23 protein-coding genes are annotated in these 19782 nt (G+C 73.6%); 12 read left to right on the forward strand and 11 right to left on the reverse strand.

Features of this window, described 5'->3' with window-relative positions; translation table 11 throughout:
- Nucleotides 1-53: 53 nt before the first annotated feature.
- A complete protein-coding gene (locus QIS99_RS17925) occupies nucleotides 54-680 on the forward strand; it encodes a YigZ family protein (protein WP_282514497.1) in 627 nt (208 codons plus the stop codon).
- A gap of 4 nt (nucleotides 681-684) precedes the next feature.
- On the opposite strand, the gene QIS99_RS17930 is transcribed toward QIS99_RS17925, so the two are convergent.
- Nucleotides 685-957 (reverse strand): hypothetical protein, encoded by a 273-nt coding sequence (locus QIS99_RS17930; RefSeq protein ID WP_282514498.1) that lies wholly within the window; start codon nucleotides 955-957, stop codon nucleotides 685-687.
- Between the two features lie 182 nt (nucleotides 958-1139).
- On the opposite strand from QIS99_RS17930, the gene QIS99_RS17935 reads away from it, so the two are divergent.
- Nucleotides 1140-2105, forward strand: a complete 966-nt coding sequence (locus QIS99_RS17935) for a rod shape-determining protein (RefSeq protein ID WP_282514499.1) — start codon at nucleotides 1140-1142, stop codon at nucleotides 2103-2105.
- An 88-nt stretch (nucleotides 2106-2193) separates the two neighbouring features.
- Nucleotides 2194-2601, forward strand: a complete 408-nt coding sequence (locus QIS99_RS17940; protein WP_282514596.1) for a CoA-binding protein — start codon at nucleotides 2194-2196, stop codon at nucleotides 2599-2601.
- Nucleotides 2602-2685: 84 nt separating this feature from the next.
- On the opposite strand, the gene QIS99_RS17945 is transcribed toward QIS99_RS17940, so the two are convergent.
- Together QIS99_RS17945 and QIS99_RS17950 are read right to left on the reverse strand one after the other, a co-directional pair.
- On the reverse strand, nucleotides 2686-3249 hold the full coding sequence (locus tag QIS99_RS17945) for a YbaK/EbsC family protein (protein ID WP_282514500.1): 564 nt from the start codon (nucleotides 3247-3249) through the stop codon (nucleotides 2686-2688).
- A 64-nt stretch (nucleotides 3250-3313) separates the two neighbouring features.
- Nucleotides 3314-3886 (reverse strand): helix-turn-helix domain-containing protein, encoded by a 573-nt coding sequence (locus QIS99_RS17950; RefSeq protein WP_282514501.1) that lies wholly within the window; start codon nucleotides 3884-3886, stop codon nucleotides 3314-3316.
- A 125-nt stretch (nucleotides 3887-4011) separates the two neighbouring features.
- Between QIS99_RS17950 and QIS99_RS17955 the strand changes: the two genes are divergently transcribed.
- Nucleotides 4012-4878: a DMT family transporter gene (locus QIS99_RS17955; RefSeq protein WP_282514502.1), complete on the forward strand. Its 867-nt coding sequence runs from the start codon at nucleotides 4012-4014 to the stop codon at nucleotides 4876-4878.
- A gap of 22 nt (nucleotides 4879-4900) precedes the next feature.
- Here QIS99_RS17955 and QIS99_RS32190 read toward each other — a convergent pair whose 3' ends face one another.
- On the reverse strand, nucleotides 4901-5731 hold the full coding sequence (locus tag QIS99_RS32190) for an acyltransferase (RefSeq protein ID WP_349017305.1): 831 nt from the start codon (nucleotides 5729-5731) through the stop codon (nucleotides 4901-4903).
- Nucleotides 5732-5878: 147 nt separating this feature from the next.
- Between QIS99_RS32190 and QIS99_RS17970 the strand changes: the two genes are divergently transcribed.
- Nucleotides 5879-6418 (forward strand): gamma carbonic anhydrase family protein, encoded by a 540-nt coding sequence (locus QIS99_RS17970; protein WP_282514504.1) that lies wholly within the window; start codon nucleotides 5879-5881, stop codon nucleotides 6416-6418.
- Between the two features lie 103 nt (nucleotides 6419-6521).
- Here QIS99_RS17970 and QIS99_RS17975 read toward each other — a convergent pair whose 3' ends face one another.
- Complete coding sequence (locus QIS99_RS17975) at nucleotides 6522-6959, reverse strand: DUF4442 domain-containing protein (protein WP_282514598.1); 438 nt, start codon at nucleotides 6957-6959, stop codon at nucleotides 6522-6524.
- A 211-nt stretch (nucleotides 6960-7170) separates the two neighbouring features.
- Here QIS99_RS17975 and QIS99_RS17980 point away from each other — a divergent pair, with 211 nt between their 5' ends.
- Nucleotides 7171-8277: a hypothetical protein gene (locus QIS99_RS17980; protein ID WP_282514505.1), complete on the forward strand. Its 1107-nt coding sequence runs from the start codon at nucleotides 7171-7173 to the stop codon at nucleotides 8275-8277.
- Nucleotides 8278-8344: 67 nt separating this feature from the next.
- Nucleotides 8345-9655, forward strand: a complete 1311-nt coding sequence (locus tag QIS99_RS17985) for an MFS transporter (RefSeq protein WP_282514507.1) — start codon at nucleotides 8345-8347, stop codon at nucleotides 9653-9655.
- On the opposite strand, the gene QIS99_RS17990 is transcribed toward QIS99_RS17985, so the two are convergent.
- From QIS99_RS17990 to QIS99_RS18000, 3 genes are all read right to left on the reverse strand, one after another.
- On the reverse strand, nucleotides 9617-10483 hold the full coding sequence (locus QIS99_RS17990; protein WP_282514508.1) for a spermidine synthase: 867 nt from the start codon (nucleotides 10481-10483) through the stop codon (nucleotides 9617-9619). The genes QIS99_RS17985 and QIS99_RS17990 overlap by 39 nt on opposite strands.
- Before the next feature lie 45 nt (nucleotides 10484-10528).
- Complete coding sequence (locus tag QIS99_RS17995; protein WP_282514510.1) at nucleotides 10529-11371, reverse strand: patatin-like phospholipase family protein; 843 nt, start codon at nucleotides 11369-11371, stop codon at nucleotides 10529-10531.
- A gap of 90 nt (nucleotides 11372-11461) precedes the next feature.
- Nucleotides 11462-12190 carry a DNA alkylation repair protein gene (locus tag QIS99_RS18000; RefSeq protein WP_282514599.1) on the reverse strand — a complete coding sequence of 243 codons (729 nt, stop codon included), beginning with the start codon at nucleotides 12188-12190 and terminating at the stop codon, nucleotides 11462-11464.
- A gap of 157 nt (nucleotides 12191-12347) precedes the next feature.
- Between QIS99_RS18000 and QIS99_RS18005 the strand changes: the two genes are divergently transcribed.
- Together QIS99_RS18005 and QIS99_RS18010 are read left to right on the forward strand one after the other, a co-directional pair.
- The gene (locus QIS99_RS18005) at nucleotides 12348-13133 is read left to right on the forward strand and encodes a TVP38/TMEM64 family protein (RefSeq protein ID WP_282514512.1); all 786 of its coding nucleotides are present in this window, start codon (nucleotides 12348-12350) and stop codon (nucleotides 13131-13133) included.
- Nucleotides 13134-13331: 198 nt separating this feature from the next.
- Nucleotides 13332-14204, forward strand: coding sequence for an undecaprenyl-diphosphate phosphatase (locus QIS99_RS18010; RefSeq protein WP_282514513.1), 873 nt, complete (start codon nucleotides 13332-13334; stop codon nucleotides 14202-14204).
- Between the two features lie 25 nt (nucleotides 14205-14229).
- Here the strand turns inward: QIS99_RS18010 and QIS99_RS18015 are convergent, their stop codons facing one another.
- On the reverse strand, nucleotides 14230-14439 hold the full coding sequence (locus tag QIS99_RS18015; RefSeq protein WP_282514515.1) for an antitoxin: 210 nt from the start codon (nucleotides 14437-14439) through the stop codon (nucleotides 14230-14232).
- 478 nt (nucleotides 14440-14917) lie between these two features.
- On the opposite strand from QIS99_RS18015, the gene QIS99_RS18025 reads away from it, so the two are divergent.
- The 3 genes from QIS99_RS18025 to lnt all read left to right on the forward strand — a co-directional run bounded on the left by QIS99_RS18025 (nucleotide 14918) and on the right by lnt (nucleotide 17594).
- Nucleotides 14918-15094: a hypothetical protein gene (locus QIS99_RS18025; protein ID WP_282514517.1), complete on the forward strand. Its 177-nt coding sequence runs from the start codon at nucleotides 14918-14920 to the stop codon at nucleotides 15092-15094.
- Between the two features lie 70 nt (nucleotides 15095-15164).
- Nucleotides 15165-15683, forward strand: coding sequence for a nuclear transport factor 2 family protein (locus QIS99_RS18030; protein ID WP_282514518.1), 519 nt, complete (start codon nucleotides 15165-15167; stop codon nucleotides 15681-15683).
- Between the two features lie 138 nt (nucleotides 15684-15821).
- Nucleotides 15822-17594 (forward strand): apolipoprotein N-acyltransferase, encoded by a 1773-nt coding sequence (gene lnt, locus QIS99_RS18035; RefSeq protein ID WP_282514520.1) that lies wholly within the window; start codon nucleotides 15822-15824, stop codon nucleotides 17592-17594.
- Here lnt and QIS99_RS18040 read toward each other — a convergent pair.
- Nucleotides 17569-18483, reverse strand: coding sequence for a Gfo/Idh/MocA family protein (locus QIS99_RS18040; protein ID WP_282514522.1), 915 nt, complete (start codon nucleotides 18481-18483; stop codon nucleotides 17569-17571). The genes lnt and QIS99_RS18040 overlap by 26 nt on opposite strands.
- 74 nt (nucleotides 18484-18557) lie before the next feature.
- Nucleotides 18558-19736 (reverse strand): FAD-dependent monooxygenase, encoded by a 1179-nt coding sequence (locus tag QIS99_RS18045; protein ID WP_282514523.1) that lies wholly within the window; start codon nucleotides 19734-19736, stop codon nucleotides 18558-18560.
- Nucleotides 19737-19782 lie beyond the last annotated feature (46 nt).

The following is a 19782-nucleotide window of genomic DNA, read 5'->3' on the forward strand; positions in this document are numbered from 1 at the left end:
CGTGACCACTGTCACCTGTCACCGCGCGCGTGCCGCCCGCATAGGCTGGCCGGATGCAGGACGAGTACCGCACCGTGGCCCGTGAGGGTGTGCACGAGACCGAGGTCAACCGCTCCCGCTTCCTGTGCGCGCTCGCGCCGGCGGCGACGGAGGAGGAGGCCCAGGCGTTCGTCGCGCGCGTCCGCAAGGAGCACCCGGGCGCCAACCACAACTGCTGGGCGTACGTGATCGGCGCCGACGCGTCCGTGCAGAAGGCGAGCGACGACGGGGAGCCCGGAGGCACGGCGGGTGTGCCGATGCTGCAGATGCTGACGCGGCGCGACATGCGGTACGTCGTCGCGGTCGTCACCCGCTACTTCGGCGGTGTGAAGCTCGGCGCGGGCGGCCTGATCCGGGCCTACGGCGGGGCGGTGGGCGAGGCCCTGGACGCGCTCGGCACGGTCACCCGGCGCCGCTTCCGCCTGGCCACGGTGACGGTGGACCACCAGCGCGCGGGCAAGGTGCAGAACGATCTGCGGTCCACGGGGCGCGAGGTGCGGGACGTGCGCTACGGCGAGGCGGTGACGATCGAGATCGGCCTGCCGGACGCGGACGTGGAGTCCTTCCGCGGCTGGCTCGCGGACGTGACGGCGGGCACGGCGGAGCTGGAACTCGGCGGGGAGGCGTACGGGGACGTGTGAGCGCTCACTCCTCCTCGGGCACGGCCTCGTCGACCTCCGCGACCCAGCCGTACGGCAGCTCGTCGCCGTCGACGGTCGCGGCCTCGACGGTGCGGGTCGCCGGGTCGATGTCGACGTGCACACCGTCGCCCGCGTACCGGGGGAAGCCGCTCGCGCCGGTCTCGCCGGTGCGCTCGACGGTCGCCGAGCGCAGGGCGGTGCCGTGGTCGGGATGGCCCTCGGCGTCGGTCAGCTGCGGCTTCAGGACGACGGTGAACCGCTCCGGGATCGCGCTCATGCCCCGAGGCTAAGCCGCGCACCTGGGCCCCGCCTCCCGCCGTTCGTGGTCTTCGCGGGCGTACCGCTGAATCGGACGCCCCACGCTCGCCGCCCTGTTCCGGCTGTGCCAGCGTCGAAGGCGTCGAGGCGCGGCCCGGGTCCGTCGCCTCCGGCCCACCGGTTCCAGTGAGCGGAGAGCCCATGCGCACCTTGGCCCGCGGCTACTCGATCGACCTCGGCAGCGCGATGCTGCGGATCCTCGCCCGCAACGGGCAGCGGATCCTGCACATGCCGACGGTCGCCGCGCTCGACTTCGAGGGCCGAATACGCGCGCGGGGCAGCCGCGCCGTGGAGATCCAGGGCAGCCGTCCGGACATGCTGCGCCTGGTCCGGCCGGTGCTGCGGCGCTCCGTCGCCGATCCGCTGGTCGCCGCGTTCCTGCTGCGGGCGGCGCTGCGCGAGGTGTCGGGCGAGGCGAAGGCCAAGCACTTCGGCGCGGCGACGCTGTGCGTGCCGGACCGGCTGGGTGAGCTGCAGGCCGAGGCGCTGCTCGTGGCGTGCGAGGCGGCGGGGCTGCGGCGGGTCCGGCTGGTCGCCAAGTCCCTGGCGTCGGCGGTCGGTTCGGACATTCCGCTGGCCGAGCCCGTGGGCGCGCTCGTGGTCGACGTGGGCGCCGAGCGCACCTCCGCCGCGCTGCTGTCCTGCGGCGACGTGATCGCGACGACCAGCTGCCCGGTCGGCGGCCTGGACGTCGACGACGGTCTCGTACGGCTCCTCCGGCACCGGCACGGCCTGATCATCTCCCCGGCCGAGGCGGAGCGCACCAAGGTCCGGATCGGGAAGACCGAGGACGGCACCGTTCCCGTACGCGGCCACGACCTGCTGCGCGGACTGCCCGACACCCGCACGGTCCCGGTCGCGGAGCTGGCCCGGGTCCCGCTCACGGCGTACGACGCACTGGCGAAGCACGTGCTCGCCCTCCTCTCGGACAGCCCGCCGAAGCTGGTGGAGGACGTGCACGAGCGCGGCCTCGTCCTGTGCGGCGAGGGCGCCCGCATGCTCGGCCTGGCCGACCGCCTCCGCGACCTCCTCCGCCTCCCGGTCCACGTCCCGGACCAGCCGGGCGACGTGGGGGTGCTGGGGGCGTGGGACGTGGAAGAGGTGTGAGGGCCGGGGTGGCGGGGACGCGGGAATGCCCGCCGGGTCGCCGCTGTTGGCGTGGACGCAGCAGCGGACCGAGCCCATGGAGGCCAGCATGTACGCGGACCCGGCGACCATCCGGAGGATTCTCACCGGGACCGGGGACACCTGGGCCGTGGTCGGGCTCTCCGGCAACCGGGAGCGTGCCGCGTACGGCGTCGCCGAGGTGTTGCAGCGGTTCGGGAAGCGGATCGTCCCCATCCATCCGAAGGCGGAGACGGTGCACGGCGAGCAGGGGTACGCCACGCTCGCGGACGTCCCCTTCCCGGTGGACGTGGTCGACGTGTTCGTCAACAGCGAGCACGCCGGCCGGGTGGCCGACGAGGCGGTCGCGGCGGGCGCCAAGGCGGTCTGGTTCCAGCTGGGCGTGATCGACGAGTCGGCGTACGGGCGGACCCGCGACGCCGGCGTGGACATGGTGATGGACCGGTGCCCGGCGATCGAGATACCGCGCCTGGACTGAACCGCGTCCGGGCTGAACCGCGTCCGGGCTGAACCGCGTCCGGGCTGAACCGCATCCGGGCTGAACCCCGCGGACGCGGGACGCTCAGCCCGCCGCCACCCCGAGCCCCTCGATGACCACCGCGCCCGGCAGCTCCGCGAAGGCCTTGCCCGGCACGATCAGCTTGCCGCGCCTGCGCCCGCTGCCGACCAGGACGTACGGGAGGTCCACGACCGCCGCGTCCACCAGGACCGGCCACGCCTCCGGCAGCCCGATCGGGGTGATGCCGCCGTACTCCATGCCGGTCTCGCCGGTCGCCGTGTCCATCGGCGCGAACGAGGCCTTGCGGGCGCCGAGTTGGCGGCGGACGACGCCGTTCACGTCGACGCGGGTGCCGGACAGGACCAGGCAGGCCGCGAGGCTGCTCGCGCCGCCGCGCTTGCCGGAGACGACCACGCAGTTCGCGGACTCGTCGAGCAGTTCGGGCCCGTAGTGCTCCACGAAGACGGCCGTGTCGGCGATCTCCGGGTCGGTGTCGACGTACACGAACTGCCCGGCGGGGACGCTGCCGCGCCAGTGGCGGACGGCGTCCGCGACGGGCGGGGTCAGCTCGTCCAGGCAGTCGGGGGCGGGGCGGGCGTTGTCGAAGGGGCCGAGGGGAGCGCGCATGGGCCGAACGTAACAGCGCACCCGGGGACGGAGCCCGGATGTCTCACGTGCCGAACGCGCACCGTCACGTCGCCGGCGGGATGGACACGGCCATCGTCATCTCGACCGGCACGTCACCCTCGTTGTGGTAGCCGTGCGGGACGTTCGACTCGAAGGTGACCGAGCACCCGGCGGGCACGGAGTGCTCGACGCCGTCCACCCGCAGGGTGAGGTGGCCCGCCGAGACGTGCACCAGCTCGACGGTGCCGCGCGGGTGCGGGTCCGACTCGCTGCTGTCGCCGGGCATGATCCGCCAGGACCAGAGTTCGAGGGGGCCGCGCTTCTCCGTGCCGACCAGGAGCTTGGTCCAACTCCCGGCCTCCGTCGACCACATGCGCACGATCTGCTCCTCGGGCACGATGCGGACGTGCCCGCCCTGCTCGTAGTCGAGGAGCGTGGTGATGCTGACGCCGAGCGCGTCGGCGAGCTTGACCGTCGTGCCGACGCTGGGGTTCGTACGCGCCTGCTCGATCTGGATGATCATGCCGCGGCTGACCCCGGAGCGGGCCGCGAGGGCGTCGAGCGTGAAGCCGCGCTCACCGCGCCAGCGCTTCAGGTTGCGGGCGAGTGACTGGGTGAGCTGATCGAGGTCCGACACGTCCCGTCCATGGCAGTCGTATGGCAGTCGAATGGCAGTCGAATATTTTGAATGACAGAGTTCAGTTCATTGAACTACGGTGTGGTGCACCAAACGTCCAGCACACTGTACTGCGAGGCCGCCGCATGTCCGCACTCTTCGCCCTGGCCACCAGCCTCCTCTGGGGGCTCGCCGACTTCGGCGGAGGGCTGCTCACCCGACGCATCCCGGCCCTGACGGTCGTGGTCGTCTCGCAGTGCCTCGCGGTGGTGGTGCTCGGCGCGGTCGTCCTCGCGACGGGCGCGTGGACCGCGTGGGGCCCGCAGCTGTGGTTCGCGGTCGCCGCCGGCGCCGTCGGCCCGGTCGCGATGCTCTCCTTCTACCGCGCCCTCGCCCTCGGCCCGATGGGCGTGATCTCCCCGCTCGGCTCGATCGGCGTGCTCGTCCCGATCGGCGTCGGCCTGCTCCTCGGCGAACGGCCCGGACTTCTGCAGTACGGCGGGATCGCGGTCGCCGTGGTCGGCGTACTGCTCGCGGGCGGGCCCGAGTTGCGGGGTGCGCCGGTGCAGCGGCAGGCCATCCTGCTCACCCTGGTCGCCGCGTTCGGGTTCGGCGCGGTGATGGCCCTGATCGCGGAGGCCTCGACGACGCTCACCGGGCTGTTCCTCGCGCTGTTCGTGCAGCGGGTCACCAACGTCGTGGCGGGCGGCGCGGCGCTCTGGCTCTCGGTGCGGCGCGGCGCGCGGGCCCTGCCTCAGGACGGCGGCCTGCGGGTGGTGTGGGCCGCGCTGCCCGCGCTCGCGTTCGTGGGGCTCGCGGATGTGGCGGCCAACGGTACGTACGCGCTCGCCGCGCGGACCGGGCCCGTCACCGTCGCCGCCGTGCTCGCCTCGCTCTACCCGGTGGTCACGGCGCTCGCCGCGCGCGGAGTGCTCAAGGAGAAGCTGCGCACCGTCCAGGCCGCGGGCGCGGGGCTCGCCCTGCTCGGGACCGTACTCCTCGCCGGAGGCTGAGGCCCACGGGCTCGACGCAGGCTTACTGACCGGCCGTCGGGCTCTCCTCGGCGGCCTTCAGGTGCTCCGCCAACTCGGCGAGCGCGCGCAGCTCTTCGGGCGTGACGCCCTCCGGGACCGGCACCGGCGCCGGCGTGCGCAGCGGCGGCTGCCAGCCCTGCCCGGCGTCCCAGGTCCGCACCACCCGCGCCGGCGCCCCGGCCACCACCGCGTGGTCGGGCACCTCACCCCGTACGACGGAACCGGCCGCCACCACCACGTTCCGGCCGATCCGCGCGCCCGGCAGGATCACGGCGTTGGTGCCGATCCAGCAGCCGGGGCCGATCTCCACCGGCTCCATCCGCGGCCACTGCTTGCCGACCGGGGTGTGCGGGTCGTCGTAACTGTGGTTCGTGGACGTGATGTAGACGTGCGGGCCGAAGTAGCAGTCGTCGCCGATGGTGACGGTGGTGTCGGCGATGACGTGGCTGCCGCGGCCCAGGACCACGCCGTCGCCGATACGCAGGATCGGCTCGGGCCCGAGGTCCAGGTCCGGCATCAGACCGGCCGTCAGCGTGACCTGCTCGCCGATGATGCAGTGCGCGCCGAGGCGTATCCACGGCTCGCCGAAGACGGTGCCCTGCGGGAAGGCCAGCTTGGTGCCCGTACCGATCGCGCCGAAGCGCAGCCGCCCCGGGCGGTCCGCGGAGACCGCGCCCGCGCCCTGCACCCAGCGCCAGCCGGCGTGCACGGCGCGCGTGACGGTGCGGCGGCGCCAGGCGGCGAGAGCGCTGCTCCGCCCGCCCGTCCGACCGCCCGTCCGTCCACCCGTCAGCCCGCCCGCGAATGAGAACGCGTTCTTGTTCTTCGGCACCCGCTCACCGTACTCAGCGCCGTCGCCCCCGACAGGCCCGTGAGCTGTGATCTTCGCCCCACCCGGCGCGCGTGCCCGCGGGCGCGTCGCTTACGGTTCGGGACAGGAGACAGGCGCGACGGACACGTACGAGAACCAGGAGACGCAATGGCAGAGCGGGCGTTGATCGCAGGCGTCGGCGGCGCGGAACCCACGGTGGACGAGACGGCCTTCGCCGCGCCCACCTCCGTCGTCATCGGCGACGTGACCCTGAAGGCGGGGGCCGGCGTCTGGTACCACGCGGTGCTGCGCGCCGACTGCGGCCCGATCGTCGTCGGCGTCGACAGCAACATCCAGGACAACTGCACGGTGCACGTCGACCCGGGCTTCCCGGTAACCATCGGCGACCGGGTCTCGGTCGGCCACAACGCCACGGTGCACGGCTGCACCGTCGAGGACGACTGCCTGATCGGCATGGGCGCGACCGTCCTCAACGGGGCGGTGATCGGCGCCGGTTCACTCGTCGCGGCGCAGGCGCTCGTACCGCAGGGGCTTCAGGTGCCGCCGGGCTCGCTCGTCGCGGGCGTACCGGCGAAGGTGAAGCGGCCACTGACGGACGAGGAGCGCGAGGGGCTCAAGCTGAACGCGGCGATGTACACGGAGCTGGCGAAGACGCACGCGGCCGCGCACGGGGAGCACGGGGAGTAGGGCTCACGTGGTCCGCTGCGGTGCCGCTGTCGACGGCGGCACCGCAGATCGCCGGCAGGCGCCGAGCACCCCTGATGCCACTGCCCGGCGGGCCGGCCGGTGTTCAGTTATTGGGACGCAGCGTCCAGATCACGGTCATCTCGGTGGTCACCGCGCCGTCCTCGCGCGTGACGGCGACCGTCACGGGGAACTCGGGCCGCTTGCCCTCGTCCAGCTCCGCGAGCACGTCGGCGATCGGGCGGCCGAGGGTCGCGGTGGCGGTGACGCTGCCGGTGGCGATCTTCTTGAAGGCGATGTCGGCGGTGACCGGGAGCGGCACGGCGCGCGACAGCTGGTCCCCGAACGCCGCGAGGACGATGGCGCCGCTGGCCGACTCCCCGAGCGTGAAGATCGCGCCCGCGTGCGGGCCGCCGACGTGGTTGCGGTAGTCGGGGTCGTCCGGCAGGCGGAGGACGGCCCGCTCGGGTGTGGTCTCGGCGTACTCCAGGTTCAGGGTCCGGACCATCGGGACGGTGGCGGCGAGCATCTCGCCGATGGACATCTGGTCAGCGCTCATGAGCTGGATGTTACCCGTGAGTATCTTCGCTGCCGACGGGCGGCCGGGTGACCTGCGTCACGCGACCTTTCGGCCGCCTCGCTCGACCCCGATATGCCCTGGTCACCCCGTTTGTCCGGGCTGCTGTGCGGCCCTCAGGTCACAATTGGGGGCGCGCGTGGCAGGGGCGCCCGCCGCACCTCTATCGTTACGGGCCATGTGGCCAGGACAGCAGCCGCCCGGGGGCGAGCAGAACCCGCAGGACCCTGATCAGCAGCAGTACCAGCAGCCGGGGTACCCGCAGCCGGGACAACAGCAGCCCAATCCGTACGCACAGCCGGGCCATCAGCAGCAGGCCACACCGCCTCCGGGTGCTCCGCAGCAGCCGGGCACCCCGCCGCCCGGCCCCTACCCGCAGCAGGGCGGATACCAGCAACAGGGCGGCTACCAGCAGCAGGGCGCCCCGCACTGGAACGCCCCGACCGCCCCGCTCGGTGCGCCCGAGCCGTCCGGCGGTGGCCGGAACAAGACGACGGTCACGGCGATCGTCGCGGCGACCGCGGTCGTGATCGCCGCCGGCGTCACCGGCTTCCTGGTCCTCGGCGGCGAGGACACGAAGGACGAGTCCAAGGGCAGCGGGAAGAAGCCCGCCTCCTCCGCCCCCGCCACGCCCAGCGAGGACTCCTCGCCGACCGAGGAGGGCCGTGGCAACGGGCCGGCGGTCGAGCCGGTCATCGACGGCTGGCAGGTCGTGGTCAACCCCAAGCGCGGCACCGCCTTCGACGTGCCGCCGGGCTGGGTCGTCAAGGAGCCGGACAGCACGCTGAGCTACCTCGACGAGAAGACCCAGAAGCCGGTCACGACGATGACGGGCATCACGGAGTACAAGCCCGACTGGTGCCAGTACGACGAGGACAAGGACGGCCGGAAGGACAGCTGGAAGCTGGCCGCCGCCGGCACCAAGGGCGCCAACGGCGCGAAGAACACCGGCGAGGCCGCGCAGAACACGGTCGGCTGGTGGGTGTACGGCCCGTACACGCAGCCCAGCCAGAAGATCATCGGCCTGTCCAAGCCGTCCAAGTACAAGTCGAAGCTCACGGGCCTCGAAGGCAGCGTCGCGTACGCCGAGTCGCAGGGCGTGCCGAAGTCCAAGAACCCGTGTGCCACCGAGGGCAAGGCCCTGTCGTTCGCGTTCAAGAACAAGGCCAACGACTTCGTGGTGTGGTCGATCTTCGGTCCGAAGGACGTGAAGGACGAGGTCAGCGAGGCCACGATCAAGAAGATCCTCAGCTCGGTGCGGCTCTACGGCATGCCGCGGGCCTGACCGGCCCGGGGCTCCCGGCAGACGCAGCGGTTTGGCAGGTCACGGGCGGTACGGCGATAGTTCACCGGTGGACAGAGCCGTACCGCCCCGCCTGCGCCGCCCCGCCTGGGCCGGCCGCAACTACACCCTGCTGACCGCGGCCGCGGTCGTCACCAACCTGGGCAGCCACGGCGCCCTGATCGCCGCGGCCTTCGCGGTCCTCGACGCCGGGGGCGACGGCGGCGACGTGGGGCTCGTCGCGATGGCCCGTACGATCCCGCTGGTCGTCTTCCTGCTCGTCGGCGGCGCGGTCGCCGACCGGCTGCCGCGGCACCGCGTGATGGTCGCCGCCAACGCCCTCAACTGCCTTTCCCAGGCGGCGTTCGCGGTCCTGGTCCTGCTCGGCGAGCCGCAGCTGTGGCAGATGATGCTGCTCACCGCGCTCGGCGGCACTGGTCAGGCGTTCTTCAGCCCGGCCGCCGAGGGCATGCTGCTGTCCAGCGTCACCGGGGACCAGGCGAGCCGGGCCTTCGCGCTGTTCCGGATGGCGATGCACGGTGCCGCGATCGGCGGTGCGGCGCTCGGCGGCGCCCTGATCGCGGCGATCGGTCCCGGCTGGGTGTTGGCCGTGGACGCGGTCGCGTTCGCGCTCGCCGGTGGGCTGCGCGCGTTCCTGCGGGTCACCGAGGTGCCCGAGCGCGCTCCCGGCGGCGGGATGCTCGCCGATCTGCGGGACGGCTGGCGTGAGGTGATCGGCCGGCCCTGGCTGTGGACGATCGTCGTCCAGTTCTCCGTGGTCGTCGCCGTCATCGGGGCGGCGGAGGCGGTCTACGGTCCGCTGGTCGCCCGGGACTCGCTCGGGGGCGCGGCGCCCTGGGGGCTCGCCCTGAGCGCCTTCGGCGTGGGCACGGTCGCGGGTGCGTTCCTGATGATGCGGTGGAAGCCGCGGCGGCTGCTGCTCGCCGGTTCGCTGTGCGTGTTCCCGCTGGCACTGCCGTCGGCGGCGCTCGCGGTGCCGGTGCAGCTCCCTTTGCTCGCCGCAGTGATGTTCGTCAGCGGCGTCGCCATCGAGGTGTTCGGCGTCTCCTGGATGACGGCCCTGCACCAGGAGATCCCGGAGGACAAGTTCTCCCGGGTCTCCGCGTACGACTGGTTCGGCTCCGTCTCCCTCGTCCCTCTCGCCACCGCCCTCGCGGGCCCGGCCGAGACGGCCTTCGGCCGGGACACCGCGCTGTGGGGCTGCGCGACACTTGTCGTCCTGATGACGGCGGCGGTGCTGTGCGTTCCGGACGTACGCCGTCTCACGCGCCGCACCGAGGAGAAGGTGGCGGGCTCCTCCGGTCCGCCCGGGACGAACGGCTCAGCCGACGCTGAAGGTGCCGCCGGGCGGCTCGGGTGAGGCCACGGCGTCCCGCTCGCCGACGGGACGCGCGTCCCCGACGAACCGCCGCAGCTCCGCGCCGCCGGTGACGCGCGCCGGGAACACGTCACCGGCGGTACGCCTCGCGAGGGCGGCGGTGTCGAGTTCGCGGTGTGCGGCGACGAGGACCGCGTTGCCGAAGCGCCGCCCGCGCAGCACGGCGGGTTCGGCGACAAGCAGCAGCTCCTCGAACACCGCCCGGAACGTGGCGAGTTGGGAGCGCAGGAAGGTGAACGGGGCGCTGTCGGGAAGGTTGGCGAGGTAGATCCCGTCGGGCCGAAGGACGCGCTCGGCCTGGCGCGCGTAGTCGAGGGTGCTCAGGTGCGCGGGCACCCTGGAGCCGCCGAAGACGTCCCCGACGACGACGTCCGCACTGTCGTCCGGCGCCGCCTCCAGCCAGGCGCGGGCGTCGGCGCGGTGCGTACGGATCCCGGAGCCGTCGGCCACCGGCAGCACTTCGGCGATCAGCCGGGCCAGACCCTGGTCGGCCTCGACGACGTCCTGCGCAGACCCGGGCCGCGTCGCGGCGAGGTAGCGCGGCAGCGTGAGGGCACCCCCACCGAGGTGCACGACATCGAGGGGCCGCCCCTCGTCCGCGGCGAGATCGAGTACGTGCGCGAGCCTGCGGGCGTACTCGAACTCCAGGTAGGTGGGCTCGTCCAGATCCACGTACGACTGCGGCGCGCCGTCGACGGTCAGCAGCCAGGCCCGAGGGCGGTCGACGTCCGGCAGCAGCTTGGCGGTGCCGTGGTCCACGGGGCGGGTGACGGGGATCGGCTCGTCCGCCGGGGGTATCGATTCGTCCACGGGGTCATTGTGCCGGGGCGCGGGGGCAGGCCCCCCGGGAGGGGATCAACTCACCCACACCCGCCCCACGTCCCCCACACACGAAGCCGCCTGCGCAAGCCCTGCCCGCGCCGCGGGCGCCCGACGGCTCGGGTCCAGGGTCCGGCGCCCGAACGCACGGCGCGCCTCCGCGTTCGGGGTGATCACGGTCACCCGGGCACCCTCCGCGGCCAAGCGGTCCGCCTGACGCCGCGGAGAGGGCAACGGACCACCGCCCGCCGGTTGCGGGGCGAGCACGACGACCCGCGTGTACCCCGTGGCCAACTGCACGTTGGCGCAGGAGTGGATCCCGCCGTCGATCCACTTGCGCCCCTCGATCGTGACGGCAGGCCACACCCCGGGCACCGCACAGCTCGCCGCGACGGCGTCCACGACCGGCACCCCGCTGGCGGCGTCGAAGGCCCGCAGCTCCCCCGTGGCCGCGTCGACCGCGGTGACGAGCAGGCGCCGCTCGGGCCAGCGGTGGGAGACGAGGCGCCGCGCGATCACCTCGCGCCGCGACGCCTCGTCCGCCGTGTCGGCGGCCACGGCGAGCGCGCCGAGCTTCCTGCCGTACGCCTCGGGGGTGCGTGAACCGAGCACGGCGCGGGCGTACTTGAGGATGAGCCCCGCGCCCAGCTGTCCGGGGATCTCCCCGGCGGGATCGGCGAGTTGGCGCTCGTACAGCTCGGGCAGCGTCAGCTTGCCGGAGGTGAGCTGGGCGCCGACGACGGAGCCCGCGGAGGAGCCGACGACCAGGTCGGCGTCGCTGAGGTCGACGCCTGCCTCGGCGAGGCCGTGGAGCACGCCGATCTCCCAGCCGACGCCGCTGAGTCCACCCGCTCCGAGAACCAGTGCCGTCTCCGTCATGACCGCCGTCCCTCCGCCGTCCCGCCGTGCCGGTGCACGGCTCGCAGGGCAGCAGTCTGGCGCACGGCGCCGCGCCCGGTCCCGGCGGGCTCAGGCTCCGACGTTCCTGAGCGCCTCCCGCGCCGACAGCGGCGCGAGCCGGTCGCTGTGGTCGGCGACGAAGGCGCGGACGGCGCCCGGGTCCGTCTTCGCGTACTCCCGCAGGCACCAGCCGACCGCCTTGCGGATGAAGAAGTCGGGGTGGCCGGACTGGCGCAGGCAGTAGGCGAAGAGGCGTTCGGTGTCGGTGGCGTCCTTGAAGCGCAGCTGGTGCAGGAGTGCCGTACGGGCCACCCACCGGTCGTCGTCCTCGATCCAGCGGTCCATGTCCCGCCGCAGACCGGCATCCGCGGCGACCAGCCCGCCGACGACGTGCGCGGCGAGCAGGTCCACGGTGTCCCACCAGGAGGCGCCGGTGACCAGGTGCCGGGCGACGGGCAGGAACGCGGACGAGCAGGCGCGCACGTACCGCCGCAGGTAGTCCACGGCGAAGTAGTGGTACTCCCGCTCCGGCAGCCGCCAGCAGCGCAGCGCCACCGCCGCGCAGTCCGCCTCGTCCGGCCGCGGCAGCCCGGCGAGCACGGCACGGGACAGCGCCCGCCGCTCGGTCGACATCACCCCGAGGAACGGCGCGACGCCCTTCATGTACGCGGCCATCTCCCGGGCCCGCTCCGCGTCCGCGGCCCGGGGGTAGGTGACGACGAGGCGCGCCAGGATCTCGTCGGCGAGCTCGCTGGCCGGGAGGGGCGGCGGGACCGGCGCGAGCGTGGGCGGAGGCATGGGCGCGGGCGCGGGCGTGGGCGCCTGCTCGGGCGCGGGCGTGGGCGCGGGCACGGGGTCCGGCGGAACGGGGTCCGGCGGAACGGGCGCGGACGGAGAGGCGCACATGAGACGCACGATACGGCGATCACACATATCGGTCGGTTACTCTCCCCGGATGTTCGAACCCGCGCCCACGCCCGTGGCCGCCGCCCCGCAGGGCCTCGCCGTGCGCCTCGGCCGCGTGCTGCTGGCCCCCTGGTCCCGGCTCGCCCTGCTCGTCGTCCTGCTGGCGGCGGCCGGCACGAGCGTGCTGGTCCTGGAGCCGCAGCGGCTGCTCGCCGACGGCTGGCCGGTCCAGCTGAACGGCGCGGCGGCGGTCGTCGTCTTCGCCGTCGCGTACGGCCTGTGCACGGCGGCGTTCGTGCCGCGCCCGCTGCTCAACCTCGCGGCGGGCGCGCTGTTCGGTACACAGCTCGGGCTCGTCGGGGCGCTCGGCGGCACCGTCATCGGCGCGGGCATCGCCTTCGGCCTGGGCCGGGCGCTCGGGCAGGACGCGCTGCGACCGCTGCTGCGGGGCCGTGTCCTGCACACGGTGGACGGCCAGCTCAGCCGGCACGGCTTCCGCTCGGTCCTGGCGGCGCGGCTCTTCCCCGGGGTGCCGTTCTGGGTGTCCAACTACTGCTCGTCGGTCTCCCGCACCGGCTGGCTCCCGTTCCTCCTGGCCACCGGGCTGGGCTCGATCCCGAACACGGCGGCGTACGTGGTGGCGGGCAGCCGCGCGAGCACGCCGACGTCGCCCACGTTCCTGATCGCGATGGGCTTCATCGCCCTGACCGGGCTCGCCGCGGCGATCGTCGCCTGGTGCAAGCGGCACAAGCTGCGCGGCGACGACGGCACCGGCGGCCAGCCCGAGGCCGGCAACCGGCCCGAGGCCGACGACCGGCCCGGCACCCGGGTCTGAGGCGGCGGCCGGGTCTGAGGCGGCGGCCGGCCCCCGTACGAAGATCGGCAATCCCTCCACAGCCCCTCAATCGCGGCTTAATCGAGTGCCGCTACGCTTCCCCCTGAGCGACACGTCGACCGTCCATCCACTCAGGGGTCCTGACCTGCCAGCCCGCTGGTCAGTCCATGATCAGTACGCGAATGGCCTAGCACCCACATGTCTTGGTTCGAATCCTTCATCCTCGGACTCGTACAGGGGCTCACCGAGTTCCTCCCGATCTCATCGAGCGCCCACCTGCGGCTCACGGCGGCCTTCGCGGGCTGGCACGATCCGGGCGCCGCGTTCACCGCCATCACGCAGATCGGCACGGAGACCGCGGTCCTCATCTACTTCCGCAAGGACATCGCGCGGATCCTCTCGGCCTGGTTCCGCTCGCTCACGAACAAGGAGATGCGCAGCGACCACGACGCCAAGATGGGCTGGCTGGTGATCGTCGGCTCGATCCCGATCGGCGTCCTCGGCCTCACCCTCAAGGAACAGATCGAGGGCCCGTTCCGCGATCTGCGGCTGATCGCGACCATGCTGATCGTCGTCGGCATCGTCATCGGCATCGCCGACCGCGTCGCCGCGCGCGACGAAGCGGGCGGCCGCCACCGCGCCACCCGCGAGCGCAAGACCCTCAGGGAACTCGGCGTACGCGACGGCCTGATCTTCGGCGTCTGCCAGGCCATGGCCCTGATCCCCGGCGTCTCCCGCTCCGGCGCGACCATCAGCGGCGGCCTGTTCATGGGCTACACCCGCGAGGCCGCGGCCCGCTACTCCTTCCTGCTCGCCATCCCGGCGGTGCTCGCCTCGGGCGCGTACGAGCTGAAGGACGCGGGCGAGGGCCATGTGTCCTGGGGGCCGACGATCTTCGCGACGGTCATCGCGTTCATCGTGGGCTACGCGGTCATCGCCTGGTTCATGAAGTTCATCACGACCAAGTCCTTCATGCCTTTCGTCTACTACCGCGTCGTCCTCGGCATCGTCCTCTTCGTCCTGGTCGGCATGGGCGTACTGAGCCCGCAGGCGGGAGAGTCGGCGGGCTGAGCCCCGCAGGCGTCGGGAGGGGGCGTCACTGCTGGGGCGGGTTTTCCTGGTCCTGGCCCTTGCTCTGGTCGGTGCCGCCCATCTGGTCCTTCATCTTCTGCTGGGCGGTGTCGACCTGGCCGCTGTACTTGCCCTGCGTCTTCTCGTCGACGTAGTCACCGGCCTTGTCGACGCCCTTTCCGGCCTGCTCCTCGTGGCCCTTGAGCATCTGCTTGAGCTTGTCCATCACAGACATGGCAGCCCTCCTGATTGGCTGATCCGGTCCTTCCAGCATCGCGGACCGCCGCTCGGGCTGCATCCGCTGAGGGCTCGGGGCGGCAGAGCAGGCGGGAAACCTCGGAAAAAATGCGGCTGCCTGCCGGGGCAGCCCGTCCCGTGCCCCCGCGCCGGGACGTCGACGGCTGGCGGGCGCTCGCCGTGGTCCTCCGGGCCGGGCAGCGTTCCACCCCACCTGCGGCTGCATGCCGGACGGGCCGGGCTACCGTCCGCGCACCCTGCGCGAGGTACGGGAACGCCAGAAGGCCGCCGCCCGAACCGGCCGCCCCCTTGCGGAAGTTCTCGCGGACCCCGGCCCCTGGGCCGGCCAACCGCGCGCGCCAACGGAGTCGTGACAGGGCGAGTTTCACGCCGGGTTCGGCGGGTGTGACCGGATCGGCACGGAAGTCCCGCTCGGGGCAGGGCCGTTGTCAGACCCAGGCCCTAGACTCTTTCACATGATCGCCACCTCGCCCGATGGTGCCCCGTGGTCCGCCGACCAGTTGAACGAGCGGATACGCGGCCTGATGCTCTGCTCCGGCGGGCGGTTGAGCGATGAACAGCGCGCCGAGTACCAAGTGCTCGTCGTCGCCTGGGCCACGGCCGTTCGTGAAGAGGTGGTGAAGGTGGCCTGACCGGACGGAGTCGTCCGCCGGTCCGCGCACGCCCCTTGGCCTCACGGCTCCGGGCGACAACACTGAATCGATGACGCAGCGCGTGGACCTCGCAACCGTGATGGACCGGCTGGCCATCGACGCCCTCCTCACCGACTACGCCGTGGCCGTCGACGACGGCGACTGGCTCGCGTACCGCTCCCTCTTCAGCCCCGACGGCCGGGCCGACTACAGCTCCGCCGGCGGCATCGAAGGCGCCGCCGACGAGGTAGCCGAGTGGTTGGCCGGCACCCTCCGGATCTTCCCGGTGCGCCAGCACCTGATCGTCAACCGCAGACTCCGCTTCGGCGCACTCGACGGGGACGTCGGCGACACCGCGCAGGTGCAGGCCGACTACACCAACCCGATGTGCACCCGGCCCGACGGCTCCGCCCCCGACTTCGAGTGCGGCGGGCGGTACGCGTTCTCGGTGCTGCGCACGCGCAGCGGCTGGCGCGTCACGACGGTCGTCGTGCACGAGAAGTGGCGCCGTACGGCGATCGGGCCGCGGACCGCGGAGGACCTGCGGGAGCAGCCCCCCTCCCCGCGCCAGCGGGCCGACGGCTCCTGACCCTCGGCCCGCCCCGCGGCCGAGCCGGTGCGCGCCACGCCCCACGCCCCCTGTCGAAGATCGCGGAGCGGGCGCACACTGGACGTGCGTACGCACCGGGCCGTACGCACGCACGCCCGGCGCCGAGGGAGGCACGGCATGGAGCTGACCGGCTGGTCGACCGGCGTACTGCGCAGGGTCGGCTTCCGGGACGGCCGGCCGAAGGGCCCGCCACGGCCCCGGCACACCGGCCGCGCGCCCCGGCCGCACGGCACGGACCCGGGCGGGACCGGACAGCAGCTGCCCGGCTCACGCAGGGGGCGCTCGCGCCGGGGGAGCTCGCACTGGTGGGGCGCGCGCCGGGGGAGTTCGCGCTGGTGGGGCGCGCGCTGGGGGAGTTCGCGCTGGTGGAGTTCGCGCTGGGGGCGTGGGGTCCTCGCCGTGCTCGCGGGCGCGCTGCCCGCGCTGGCCTTCCCCGCCCCGTCCTGGTGGTGGTTCGCCTACGTCGCGCTCGTGCCCTGGCTGCTGCTCGCCCGCTCGGCGCCGACGGCGCGCAGGGCCGCGTACGTCGGGTGGCTCGGCGGGGCCGGGTTCATGCTGGCGGTGCACCACTGGCTGCTGCCGAGCCTGCACGTGTTCACGTTTGTGATCGCCGCGCTGCTCGGCGCGCTGTGGGCGCCCTGGGGGGTGCTCGTGCGGCGTCTGCTGGCCGGTTCGCCCGGGCCCCGGCGGGTGGCGGCGGCGCTGGTGCTGGTGCCGAGCGCGTGGCTGATGGTCGAACTCGTGCGGTCCTGGGAGGGGTTGGGCGGTCCGTGGGGGCTGCTCGGGTCGAGCCAGTGGCAGGTGGAGCCCGCGCTGCGGGTCGCCTCGGTGGGCGGGGTGTGGCTGGTGAGCCTCCTTGTGGTCGCCGTGAACACCGCGTGCGCCGTGCTGATCGCGGTGGAGCGGGCGCGGGTGCCGGCGCTCGCGGGCGCGCTGGTGGTGGCCGTCGCCGCGTCCGCCGCCTGGGCGTGGGCGCCGCGCCCCCGGGCGGCCGGCACCGCGAAGGTGGCCGTCGTGCAGCCCGGCGTGATCGACGGGGCCGGCGGCCCGGCGAAGCGCTTCGCCCGCGAGGAGGCGCTGACCCGCACGCTGGCGGGGCGCGGTGTGGACCTGGTCGTCTGGGGCGAGAGCAGCGTCGGCTACGACCTGGGCGAGCGGCCCGACCTGGCGGCGCGGCTCGCGAAGCTGTCCCGGGAGGTCGGCGCGCAGATCCTGGTGAACGTGGACGCGCGCCGCTCCGACCAGCCCGGAATCTTCAAGTCCGCGATCCTGGTGGGCCCCGAGGGCCTGACCGGCGGGCGCTACGACAAGATGCGGCTCGTGCCGTTCGGCGAGTACGTACCGGCGCGCGCCCTGCTCGGCTGGGCCACCTCGGTCGGCAAGGCCGCGAGCGAGGACCGCAGGCGCGGCACGGCCCCTGTCGTCCTGTCGGTGACCGGGAACGCGGACGCCTCCCCCGAGCGGGCCTGGGGAAAGGTCGGGCCGCTGGTGTGCTTCGAGTCGGCGTTCCCCGACATGAGCCGCCATCTGACCCGCTCGGGCGCGCAGTTGCTGCTCGCCCAGTCGGCGACGTCGACGTTCCAGGACAGCTGGGCGCCCGCGCAGCACGCCTCGCTCGCCGCCCTGCGCGCCGCGGAGAACGGCCGCCCGATGGTGCACGCCACGCTCACCGGGATCTCCGCGGTGCACGGCCCGGACGGGGCGCGCGTGGGTTCCCCGCTCGGCACGGACGAGAGCGCGGCCCGCACGTACGAGGTGCCGCTGGCCACCGGCACCACGCTGTACGTCCGCTTCGGCGACTGGGCGGTGTACGGGGCGCTGGCCGCGCTGGCCCTGCTGTGCGGGGCGGAGACCGTGCGGGCTCTCAGGCGCCGGGCGCCCCGGCGGTGACGGAGTCCCGCACCACCCGCTCGCACAGCTCGTGCGTCGCGAGGGCGTCCCGGGCGCTGAGCACCCGCCCGGCGCGCACCGCGTCGAGGAACGCGAGGACCGCCTGCTCGATGCCGCGCTGCCGGGCCACCGGGACCCAGTCGCCGCGCCTGCGGACGGTCGGCTGCCCCTTGTGGTCGATGACCTCGGCGAGGTTGCGCACCTCGCGCTTGGTGTCCTGGCCGGAGACCTCCAGGATCTCCTCGGTGGAGCCGCTGAGCCGGTTCATGATGCCGAGCGCGGTGAAGCCGTCCCCGGCGAGCTGCAGCACCACGTGGTGCAGCAGCCCGTCCCGTACGCGCGCCCGCACGGAGACGTCGTCGACCGGTCCGGGCGCGAGGAAGCGCAGCGTGTCGACGACGTGGATGAAGTCGTCGAGCACCAGCGTCCGCGGGTCCTCGGGCAGCCCGATCCGGTTCTTCTGCATCACGATCAGCTCGCGCGGATGCTCGACGCACTGCGCGTACGCGGGCGCGAGGCGGCGGTTGAAGCCCACGGCGAGGCTGACGTTCCGCTCCTCGGCGAGCTCCACGAGCCGCTCGGACTCGGCGAGTTCGTACGCGAGCGGCTTGTCGACGTACGTGGGCACGCCCGCTTCGAGGAGCCGTGTGACGAGGTCGGGGTGTGTGGCCGTCGGCGCGTGCACGAAGGCGGCGTCGAGGCCCTGCGCGATCAGCCCGTCGAGGTCGGCGTGGCACTGCCCGGCCGGCACCCGGTGTGCGGCGGCGACGCGTTCGAGGGTGGCGGGCGTGCGCGTCTGCAGGTGCAGCTCGACCCCGGGAAGGGTGCCGAGGACCGGCAGATAGGCCTTCTGCGCGATGTCGCCGAGCCCGATGCAGCCGACCTTCACGTGCGTGCTCCCTGCTGTTCCCGGTGGATGTTCGGGAAGCATACGTGCCGCTCAGGAAGGGGGCCGCCGCCCGGTCAGCTCCGGGCCTTTGGCGGGTTCCAGTCCAGGATGCCGTCGAGCGTGCGCAGCACGAGGTTCGGGCCGAGCCGGTGCACGCCCGCGATCAGCGCGTTCCGCAGCAGGGTCACGGGGCGGCTGCGGGGCGTGGTGTTGATCCGGCCCGTGCGGTACGCCCGGGCGACGACGTCCATTGTGCGCGGCAGCCGCTCCGCCGAGTACGCGGCCAGGCCGGGGCCCGGGTCCCCGTCGGGGTCTGCGGGGCCGACGTGGTGGGCGAGGACCACCGCGTCCTCGACGGCCTGGTTGCCGCCCTGGCCGAGGCTCGGCGTCATGGCGTGCGCCGCGTCGCCGAGGAGCGCGACCCGGCCCTTGTGGTACGCGGGCAGCGCCTCGCGCATGGAGTACACGTCGTGCCGCAGGATCTGCTCGGGCGTCACAGCGGCGAGGATCTCCGGGATCGGCTCGTGCCAGTGGCCGAACCTCCGCAGCAGCTCGGCCCGTTCGCCGCCGGGCGACGGTTGGCCGGCGGGCACTCCGGCCGCCGCGTACGCGTACGCCCGTCCGTCCTTCATCAGGTGCGAGCCCCACAGCTCGCCGCTCCCCCACGTCTCGTGCGAGCCGAAGTGCCTCTCGGGCGCGGGCACGACGACCCGCCAGGTGGTGAACCCCGCGTACGCCGGGCCGGGGTGGCCGGGGAACAGGGCGGAGCGGACCCCGGAGTTGATGCCGTCGGCGCCGACGACGAGCTCGGCCTCCAGGTCGCCGTCGTCGGTCGTGACGGTGGCGGGCTGGCCGGGTCCGCCCGGGTCGGTGAGGCGCGCGGCCAGACCGGTGCGGACGGACTCCTTCGGCAGCCGGGAACAGAGCACGTCGACCAGGGTCGCGCGGTGCAGCAGGACGAGCTTGCCGCCGAAGCGTTCGGCCAGGGCCTCGCTGCTGGTGCGGCAGAGCCAGCGGCCGCCGGGCGTGCGCAGTCCGCCGTCGGACTGCCAGGCGGCGAGGTCGCGGATCTGGTCGCCGAGACCGATGACGTCGAGGGCGCGCTGGGCGTTGGGCGCGAGGGAGATGCCGGCGCCGACGGGTTCCAGGGCGGGCGAGCGCTCCAGGACGGTCACCGCCCAGCCCTGCTGGTGCAGCACGGCGGCCGCGGTGAGACCGCCGACACCGCCTCCGATCACGAGGGCACGGGCCATGACTCCTCCTGGGCAACTACACCTGTAGTGAGTACGCGTACGAGGC

Origin of the sequence: Streptomyces solicavernae (genome assembly GCF_029968095.1) — a bacterium.
GTDB classification, from domain to species: Bacteria; Actinomycetota; Actinomycetes; order Streptomycetales; family Streptomycetaceae; genus Streptomyces; species Streptomyces solicavernae.